Source organism: Bradyrhizobium sp. (assembly GCF_016462955.1).
Lineage (GTDB): Bacteria > Pseudomonadota > Alphaproteobacteria > Rhizobiales > Xanthobacteraceae > Bradyrhizobium.
Genome location: NZ_JAEMSD010000466.1, coordinates 1 through 2888, shown reverse-complemented (window position 1 = coordinate 2888; position 2888 = coordinate 1). Strand labels below are relative to the sequence as shown.

The following is a 2888-nucleotide window of genomic DNA, read 5'->3' as shown; positions in this document are numbered from 1 at the left end:
TATTAGGACTGTACCGCGAAGAAGGGCTGGTGTACCTCCAGACCTCAACGAGAGTTCGACGGGACGTGCAAAAATGGCGCAGAATTCTGGTCTGATGCAGGGCAAGCGCGGGGTCGTCCTCGGCGTCGCCAACAACCGCTCGATCGCCTGGGGCATCGCCAAGGCGTGCCACGCGGCCGGTGCCGAGCTCGCCTTCACCTACCAGGGCGATGCGCTGAAGAAGCGCGTCGAGCCGCTCGCCGCCGAGATCGGCGGCCTCGTGCTTGGCCATTGCGACGTCACGGATGCCGCGACCATTGACGCCGTCTTCGCGGTGCTGAAGGAGAAGTGGGGCAAGATCGATTTCCTGGTGCACGCGATTGCCTATGGCGAGCAGCTCGACGGCCGCTACGTCGATACCACGCAGGAGAACTTTTCCAAGTCCATGCTGATCTCCTGCTATTCGTTCACGGCGGTGGCGCAGCGCGCCGAGAAGCTGATGATCGATGGCGGCTCGCTGATCACGCTCTCCTACTACGGCGCCGAGAAGTGGATGCCGCATTACAACGTGATGGGCGTGGCCAAGGCGGCGCTGGAAGCCAGCGTGCGCTATCTCGCCGCCGACCTCGGCGAGAAGAACATCCGCGTCAACGCGATCTCGGCGGGGCCGATCAAGACGCTGGCGGCGTCCGGCATCGGCGACTTCCGCTATATCCTGAAGTGGAACGAGGCCAACGCGCCGCTGCGGCGCAACGTCTCGACCGAGGACGTCGGCGGCAGCGCGCTGTATTTCCTCTCCGATCTCTCGCGCGGCGTCACCGGCGAGGTGCACCATGTCGATTCCGGCTATCACGTGCTTGGCATGAAGCGGCCGGATGCGCCTGATATCTCGCTTGGCGGCAAGGACTGACCTTGAGCTGAAATGCCCAAGCCTACGATCTACTATCTTCGCCACGGCGAGACCGAGTGGAATGCGCTCGGCAGGCTTCAGGGCAACAGGGACATTCCGCTGAACGCGCGCGGCCGCGGCCAGGCCGTGCAGGCCGGCGGCATTCTGGGCGACCTGTTCAAGCGCGACGGGTGCGACAAGGCCGCGCTGCCTTACGTGTCGAGCCCGCTCGGCCGTGCGCGCCAGACCATGGAGCTCGCACGCGGCAAGCTCGAATTGCCGCCAGCCGATTACGCGCTCGACGATCGTCTGCGCGAGATCGGCTACGGCACCTGGGAAGGACTGACGCTGGCCGAGAGCGAGGCGCAGGATCCGGACATCTATGCAAGGCGCCTCGCCGACAAATGGACCGTGGGGCCTGCGGGTGGGGAGACCTATGCGGCGGTGCAGCTGCGCATGCTCGACTGGTACGAGTCGCTTCTGGTCGATACCGTTGCCGTGGCCCATGGCGGGACCTGCCGCGCCCTGATGGTGGCCTTGGGCCTCGAGACCCCCGCCAGCGCCGCCGAGCTCTATATCGAGCAGGGCGCCGTCTACGTATTCCGGGACGGGCGGCTGGAGAAGTTTAGTTAGGCGCGGCCGCATCCCCGCCGTCATGCCCGGGCTTGTCCCGGGCATCCACGCACTTTACTTCCCGAACTAAGAACGTGGATGGCCGGGACAGGCCCGGCCATGATGAATAGCGGCCATTTGACCCCTCATCGAGAGCGCGTTACCACACGCTCGAACGAACCCGCGAGCAGCGATGTCCTTCAACACCTTCGGCCACATGTTCCGCGTCACCACCTTCGGCGAAAGCCATGGGGTCGCGATCGGCTGCGTGGTCGACGGCTGCCCGCCCATGATCCCGCTCACCGAGGCCGACATCCAGAAGGATCTCGAGCGCCGCCGACCCGGCCAGTCGCGCTTCACCACTCAGCGCCAGGAGCCGGACCAGGTGAAGATCCTGTCCGGCGTGATGGCGCATCCGGAGACCGGCGTGCAGGTGACGACCGGCACCCCGATCGGGCTGCTGATCGAGAACACCGACCAGCGTTCGAAGGACTATTCCGAGATCAAGGACAAGTTTCGGCCCGGTCACGCCGACTTCACCTATGAAGCCAAATACGGCCTGCGCGATTATCGCGGCGGCGGGCGCTCCTCGGCGCGCGAGACCGCGATGCGCGTTGCCGCCGGCGCCATCGCGCGAAAGGTGCTGCCCGACGTCAAGGTGCGGGGTGCCCTGGTGCAGATGGGCCCGCACAAGATCGATCGCGACAAGTGGAATTGGGACGAGATCGCCAACAACCCGTTCTTCTGCCCGGACAAGGACAAGGCCGCGTTCTTCGAGACCTATCTCGACGGCATCCGCAAGAGCGGCTCCTCGATCGGCGCGGTGATCGAAATCGTCGCCGAGGGCGTGCCGGCAGGTCTCGGCGCCCCGATCTACGCCAAGCTCGATTCCGACCTCGCGGCCGCGATGATGTCGATCAACGCCGTCAAGGGCGTCGAGATCGGCGCCGGTTTTGGCGCTGCCGAGCTCACCGGCGAAGAGAACGCCGACGAGATGCGCACCGGCAATGACGGCACGCGGTTTCTGTCCAACCATGCCGGCGGCGTGCTGGGAGGCATCTCCACCGGACAGCCGGTGGTGGTGCGCTTCGCGGTGAAGCCGACCTCGTCGATCCTGCAGCCGCGTCTCACCGTCGATCGGCAGGGGGCCGAGACCGAGATCTTCACCAAGGGCCGGCACGATCCCTGTGTCGGCATCCGTGCGGTCCCCGTCGGCGAGGCCATGATGGCTTGCGTGCTGGCGGATCACTTCCTGCGCGATCGCGGCCAGGTGGGGCGTTGAGGTCCTCACCTCTCCCAAACGGGGAGAGATGCAAACCCGTTCATGTCGCGACACCACCCCGCCGCGCAGCTTGACGGCCCCGCGACTTCGTTCGCAAATGCGGCCATGAACAGCTCCGAGCTCCAG

General features: G+C 65.7%; 3 protein-coding genes. All 3 read left to right on the top strand.

The features are described from left to right. Window positions 1–73: 73 nt before the first annotated feature. The 3 genes from fabI to aroC all read left to right on the top strand — a co-directional run bounded on the left by fabI (window position 74) and on the right by aroC (window position 2762). The gene (gene fabI, locus JHD07_RS31795; RefSeq protein WP_291629349.1) at window positions 74–889 is read left to right on the top strand and encodes an enoyl-ACP reductase FabI; all 816 of its coding nucleotides are present in this window, start codon (window positions 74–76) and stop codon (window positions 887–889) included. A 12-nt stretch (window positions 890–901) separates the two neighbouring features. Beyond that, on the top strand, window positions 902–1501 hold the full coding sequence (locus tag JHD07_RS31790; protein ID WP_291629348.1) for a histidine phosphatase family protein: 600 nt from the start codon (window positions 902–904) through the stop codon (window positions 1499–1501). Between the two features lie 172 nt (window positions 1502–1673). Further along, window positions 1674–2762 (top strand): chorismate synthase, encoded by a 1089-nt coding sequence (gene aroC / locus JHD07_RS31785; protein WP_291629345.1) that lies wholly within the window; start codon window positions 1674–1676, stop codon window positions 2760–2762. Window positions 2763–2888: the final 126 nt, after the last annotated feature.